Genomic DNA, 6,165 nt, shown 5'->3' with positions numbered 1-6,165 from the left:
TAAATTCTCTCTAGCATTTTCTGGCTCTCGGGGTTTAGGTCTCTAATCAATCTCATTGTATTTTCCTGCTGCTTCGTTTTTTTATGTATTATACTTCTTAATTTTTTATTTGGGTAATTAATTTTGCATGACTACTTATATGACTAATCGCTTAGAAGTTGAGTCGGCTATTAAGCAACTGCCAGAAAGTGAAGTCCGCTCTCTGGCAAACTGGCTTCAAGACTATCTTGATGAGATGTGGGATAGACAAATTGAAGCGGACCTAGCATCGGGAAAATTAGATCGCCTCAGCGCTCAGGCGGAAGAGGATATTGCAACCAACAACGTCAGAGATCTCGATTTACCATTAATCATGGATGAACCGATAGATATTGAAGTAGTTCGCACTGAAGCACTAAGAAAGCTGGGTAGAAATATAGTTAATTTTTCAAAGATTGAAGGTACTTTAAAGTATCTACTTTCAGTGACTCAGAGCGAGGGATTATCAACATCAACTTGTAACCAGTTGGTTGACAATTATGAGAGATTTCGTAAGCACACATTAGGTCGCCTAGTTTGGAAATTACATGACACTGTGCTGGTGGATGATAGTCAGTCTAAACCTCAACTATTTAAGGTTTCCTATAGTGACTCAGATTGCTTAAATGCTCAGAAACAGGCTCTCTTAGACATTGTGGCGGAACGAAACAAGCTGATTCATCAAGATTTAGCGCCACTCGGTACTAGCTCTATAGAAGACTATTACAAGTTAATCAGTCTTTTAGATGAACAAAACCCTCGATTATTAGCTCATCTTGAAGAGCTTGGGTGGATGCTAACCTCATGTATAGAGTTAGTAAAAGACCTTCAATCATTCATTAAATCACCAGACTTTCACCAGTTTATACACTCTAGCCAATCCGATGCCTAACAAGTGCGTGTACAGGGAACGGCGGCAGACACTATCGGTTATGATGCAGACAGTTGGTCACACCTTGCCCCTAGTAAAAACTTTTTCAGCAGACCCTAGCCATTATACCGATAGGACGGGTTGGCCGGTAGAAATGGCCTTTTCGACGATATCGGCGGCCATTTTCACTCCTCCAGTCTTCTGTAGTGCTTTTTGCATTCTCAGGGCATTTTCTCGGTAACTGGGGACGGATAAGACCTTTTCAATCGCCTTTCGTAAACGGGGAACTTCTAGACGGGAAATCGGAATCACTTCCCCTGTCCCCGACCATTTTATCCGAGCAGATACCCCCGGTTGGTCGTTAGCGATGGGAATGGCCACCATCGGTACAGCTTGCGCTAGGGATTCTAGGGTAGTATTTAAGCCTGCGTGGGTGATAGTAAGAGAGGCTCTGGTTAAAAGCTCTAATTGGGGAGCGTAGGGAACAACTAGGGCGTTTTTGGTTGTTATTTGAATGTTAGAGTCGGTGTTGCCCAAGGATAAAACTAATTGTACCGGCAAATCGGCACAGGCTTCGGCGATCGCATTAAAGGCCGATTGTAGGCGATTTTGAATTGTACCGAGGGAAGCATAAATCAAGGGTTGTCCGGTTAATTTTTCGTAGGGAAAAGGAATCGTTTTTCTGGTGGAGGAATCGTGAAAGGGGCCGGTAAAGTGAAAGTGAGCGGGTAAATTTGACCGAGGAAACTCGAATTCGGCGGGTTGTTGGCTAATTTGAGCAAGGGGGGAATAGCGTTGATTGATGTTTTGATAGGGAATTAACCCCCATTCTTGACGCTGCTGGTTGATTAACTCATTCAGAGGACGAGTCAGAGAGTCAAGGAGTTTATAGCCAATTTTATTGCGAATAACCCCGATAAATGAGGGATTATAGTCCCAAGTGGTCATAAAGGGCGGAATAAGCGGATCACGATTTAAAACCAATGCCCCAGCAAAACTGACAAAGGGAATAGCTAATTTTTCTGCGATTGTACCTCCTGAGGGGGAGACTTGATCGACAATTAGGGCATCAATTCCCAAGCGACGCATCTCTTGAGGGATAGTTTCAAAGAGGGCAGCGGTAGAATTAGTAACTGATTGTACCGTGCGACGGACGGCGGCTTTTCCCTGTAATTGACCAATTTCGGCTAAATTTTTGGCTGATGTGCCTTTCGGATATTGGTCGGGTGCAATTGCCTGAAAATCTAAGCCGGCTGCTTGCACCATTTCTTCACCATCAAGAGTTAAAAAACAGGTAACTTTATGACCGCGTTTTTGTAATTCTTTTCCTAAAGGTAGGAGAGGATTGATATGTCCAGAAGCGGTGGGACAAAGAATGCCAAAATGAGTCATTAAACACCTCCACAGGTTTTCTTTAATTCTTCCAGATTCCAGAATGCTCCACCCAAGGCGGAGAATTGTATTCCTTCAAAGCAGTTACGCACAGCCCCCAAAGCGAGGGGATTAACTAGATAAATAAACGGGACGTATTCCTGTTGAAGTTGTTGAATTTCATTATAGATAACTTTGCGCTTCTCAAAGTCTAATTCTTGGGAACCTTTGACGTATAAATCGGCGATTTTTTTCTCCCAATCCGCCGCTTGCCAGCCTTGAATCGGCGGGCTGCCGGGTTGAGGTTGTTGGTTAAAAGCGTGGAGATTTCCATCTACATACCAAATATTAGGGGCGTGGGGTTCATTATCGCCGGTAAAACCTAAAATATGTGCTTCCCAATCTAGACTATTACTCAGTTTATCAACTAAATTGCTAAAAGCGATCGCTTGAAAATCCACTTGAATTCCTATTGCGGCTAAATCATTTTTAATTTGTGCGCCTATTGCTTCCCGGATTTTGTTACCCGCATTAGTAATCAGGTTAAATCTAACGGGATTATTATCGGCATCGACTAGGAGATTATCACTATTATACTTAAATCCGGCCTCTAATAATAATTCTTTGGCTTTTTCGGGATTATAATCGTAACCTTTCAGGGTTTGATCGTAAAAAGGAGATTGGATAGAAAGAAAAGAATTTTGTTCTTGTCCCAATCCTCGATAGATATCATCAATCATTCTTTGACGATTAATGCCGTAGGCAATAGCTTGACGGAAATTTAAGTTATTAAACCAACGGGATTTAATCGGATCTACTAGGGGTTTTCCGTCGCGTTTTCCTTGATTGAGATTAAAACCGATAAATTGGGTTCCGTAGGCAGGTCCACCATTAAAAATAGTGAAATTTCCTCTTTCTTCTTCAGTTTTTAAGAGGGAGAAAAATTCGGGAGTTACCCCAATAGAATCTAAACTTCCCGAACGAAATTGCAGTAAAGTTGTATCCTGAGATTCAACAATTGCCCAAATTACCGAAGTTATATGAGGTAATTGTTGTCCCTGGGCATCTTTTTTCCAATAGTAAGGGTTATTCTCAAAAATAATCCTTTGTCCCGTTATATATTCTTTTAGTTTATAAGCACCATTAAAAACAATTTTATCGGGAGGAGTATCTAACCCCCAAGTGGAGAGAAATTCTACCCTACCATCGGGGCTTTTTTTCTGAATAGTTTTTTCTAAAGCGTGTTTAGGTAAAATCGGTGAACTGACAGCATCTAAAAAAGGAGCAAAAGGTTCGGGGAGTTTAAATTCGATTCTGCGATTATCTAGTTTAGTGATAACTGGAAATTCTTTTTTTAATCCTATTCTTAAACTATCGCGGTAGTTGTTAGGAATATCAGGATTTAGATATAATTCTTTATAGGTAAAAACCACGTCATCAACGGTTAAGGGTTGACCATCCGACCATTTTAAACCCTCTCTCATAGTAAAAATAATGCTCAAATTATCATCGGAAATTGTCCAAGATTCTGCTAAGACCGGTTCTTTTTTGCCAGTAATGGGATTTTCTGTTAATAGTCCTTCGTAGGTTAAACCAAAAATATTCGGGGATTCGGCCGATAAAACAGCATTAAAGGTTTTTGGGTCACTTAATACCGATATGACCACTTGATTGCGTCTAACTTGATTACCACAAGCAGTTAGGGAAATCAGCAATAAACAAGAAATTAAAAATACCGTTAATCCCTGCCAAAATTTCACCATAATCTTTAATATTTTTCTGTCCGACTATCTAGAAGTAAAGACCTTGCCTGGCTATATAGGGTTTGCTGAATAAATCTAAAAACCTTGTTGGGTAAGACTTTTAGACTTTTTGTCAATCAAAAAGTACCAGGTATGGGAGTGATCAGGGGGAAAATCCCTGGACTTTTTCCCTAAAAATTAGGTAATTGGCCACCTCAAAACCGGTAAAACCCCACACCCCACACCCCACACCCCAAACCCTGCCCCCACCGAAAAACTTTTTCAGCAGACCCTATATACACCGAAACTGACCAAGCTGAAAGCCGCTGGACTGTTTCCTTGCCCCATCAATATAACAGGAAATGAGACAAAAAATCTCGCCTAGGAAAGATTGACAAAGGCGAGAAACCGTGTTTCCATCAAGAATGGGAGATAAAATCTAAGAACGTTGTTCGATCGGTGTATAGGGGACTTCGTGTTCTCCTGTGTAGATTTGGGTAGGACGGAAAATGCGGTTAGTATTTAATTGTTCTTTCCAGTGGGCCAACCAACCGGCCACCCGGGAGATGGCAAAAATCGGGGTAAATAAGTCATTGGGGATGCCTAATTTCCGATAGACCAATCCCGAATAGAAATCCACATTAGGATAGATACCTTTTTCGCCGTAGATATCCACCATTGCCTGTTCTAATTCTAGGGCGATATCGTAGTATTCATCGGAACCTAATTCCGCGAATAATTGTTCGGCAAGATTTTGTAAAATCGTCGCCCGGGGATCCTTAACTTTATATACCCGGTGTCCAAAACCCATAACTTTTTGTTTATTGGCGATACATTTTTCCACATAGGGACGAACATTAGCCACCGAACCGATTTCCTCTAACATTAACAATACTTCCTCGTTTGCCCCACCGTGGAGGGGGCCGGCGAGAGTTCCCACTGCTGAAGCGATGACACCGTAGGGGTCGGTTAAAGTGGAAGCCGTCACCATGGCCGAAAAAGTCGAGGCATTCATGGTATGTTCGGCGTGGAGGGTCAAACAGACATCGAAAACTTTCGCCGCTAAATCCGTTGGTCGTCTTTCCGTCAACATATAGAGGAAATTGGCCGCATAATCAAGACTATCGTTGGGCTGAATGGGATGATTACCTTTGCGAATTAATTGAAACGCCGCCACCATGGTGGGGATTTTCGCTAATAGCCGGACTACTGCCTGACGGATATATTCGGGATTATCCAAAGCCCGACGGGCATAGTATAACCCTAAAGCCGCCGCCGAAGTTTGTAGCGCATCCATGGGATGGCCTTTTTCGGGGAAGCATTTCATCATGTCTTCGATACGGTACTTGATGCGTCGATGATAACGGATTTCATCGGCAAATTCGTCCAGTTCCGCCCCCGTGGGCAGAACACCCCAGATAAGGAGATAGGCGGTTTCGAGGAAGGTACTTTTTTCGGCGAGTTCCTCAATCCGAATGCCCCGATACTCTAAGATTCCCTTTTGCCCATCCACAAAGCTGATACTCGATTGGGCGGCGGGAATTCCTTCTAAACCTGGCCGATATTCACAAACTGTCATAGTTCTACTTTCCGTGGCGAAGATTAAGCCCTAACGCTAACTTACTTGATCTTTCCACCCTTACCGAAATTTTATAGAAATTCTTCGGTTCTGCCTCTCCCGTTCAGGATTGGGGAGAAGTGGACGGAAATTACCCCTATTTAGCGATTGCTTCGTCGATTTAGTCAACCCTGCCCTAGCGCATTTTTTCTGGGCTTACTGTTGCGACTCTAGCTAGAGGACTTGATATTTATCTACTTTCATTGTAGCGAGACTATCTCGATCGATTGAGCCGAGCGATAATTTTTTTAAGTTTCTTCGGGATTAATATTTAACTCCCGCAGTTTTGCCGCCAATCGTTCGGCCCGTTGCCGTTCCGCTTCCGCCCGTTGACTTTCCGTTTCGGCCCGTTGCCGTTCCGTTTCGGCCCGTTGACTTTCCGTTTCGGCCCGTTGTCGTTCCGTTTCGGCCCGTTGTCGTTCTTCGTTGTAACTGGTGAAAGGTTGACCATCGGGATAATACAAAACTAACTCTGGTTGGGCTAATTGAAAACGAATGCCCAAGCGAGGACTTACCCAATTATCGAGATTTTCTAGACTTTCGAG

The 6,165-nt window shown here is 42.9% G+C and carries 4 protein-coding genes and 1 pseudogene; 1 reads left to right on the top strand and 4 read right to left on the bottom strand.

The genetic code is table 11. From position 1 onward, the window contains the following. Positions 1 to 139: 139 nt before the first annotated feature. On the top strand, positions 140 to 910 hold the full coding sequence (locus tag O9290_RS15485; RefSeq protein WP_288056545.1) for a hypothetical protein: 771 nt from the start codon (positions 140 to 142) through the stop codon (positions 908 to 910). Positions 911 to 1,012: 102 nt separating this feature from the next. Here the strand turns inward: O9290_RS15485 and O9290_RS15480 are convergent, their stop codons facing one another. From O9290_RS15480 to O9290_RS15465, 4 genes and pseudogenes are all read right to left on the bottom strand, one after another. Then, on the bottom strand, positions 1,013 to 2,281 hold the full coding sequence (locus O9290_RS15480) for a glycosyltransferase (RefSeq protein ID WP_288056542.1): 1,269 nt from the start codon (positions 2,279 to 2,281) through the stop codon (positions 1,013 to 1,015). Continuing rightward, positions 2,281 to 4,023: an ABC transporter substrate-binding protein gene (locus tag O9290_RS15475; protein ID WP_288056540.1), complete on the bottom strand. Its 1,743-nt coding sequence runs from the start codon at positions 4,021 to 4,023 to the stop codon at positions 2,281 to 2,283. The genes O9290_RS15480 and O9290_RS15475 overlap by 1 nt, the downstream gene beginning before the upstream one ends. Before the next feature lie 418 nt (positions 4,024 to 4,441). Then, positions 4,442 to 5,581, bottom strand: coding sequence for a citrate synthase (locus O9290_RS15470; protein ID WP_002796663.1), 1,140 nt, complete (start codon positions 5,579 to 5,581; stop codon positions 4,442 to 4,444). A gap of 287 nt (positions 5,582 to 5,868) precedes the next feature. Next, positions 5,869 to 6,165, bottom strand: a pseudogene (locus O9290_RS15465) (Uma2 family endonuclease); the annotation flags it as partial.

Origin of the sequence: Microcystis sp. LE19-41.2A, from assembly GCF_027530405.1 — a bacterium.
GTDB classification, from domain to species: Bacteria; Cyanobacteriota; Cyanobacteriia; order Cyanobacteriales; family Microcystaceae; genus Microcystis; species Microcystis aeruginosa.
Note: the sequence above shows the minus strand (reverse complement) of the source record. Positions and strands in the feature narration are given on the sequence as shown.

What these genes read in the sequence shown, in the direction of transcription:
- O9290_RS15475 (WP_288056540.1), bottom strand. Translation starts at nt 4,023, where the DNA reads ATGGTGAAATTTTGGCAGGGATTAACGGTATTTTTAATTTCTTGTTTA.
- O9290_RS15470 (WP_002796663.1), bottom strand. Translation starts at nt 5,581, where the DNA reads ATGACAGTTTGTGAATATCGGCCAGGTTTAGAAGGAATTCCCGCCGCC.
- O9290_RS15480 (WP_288056542.1), bottom strand. Translation starts at nt 2,281, where the DNA reads ATGACTCATTTTGGCATTCTTTGTCCCACCGCTTCTGGACATATCAAT.
- O9290_RS15485 (WP_288056545.1), top strand. Translation starts at nt 140, where the DNA reads ATGACTAATCGCTTAGAAGTTGAGTCGGCTATTAAGCAACTGCCAGAA.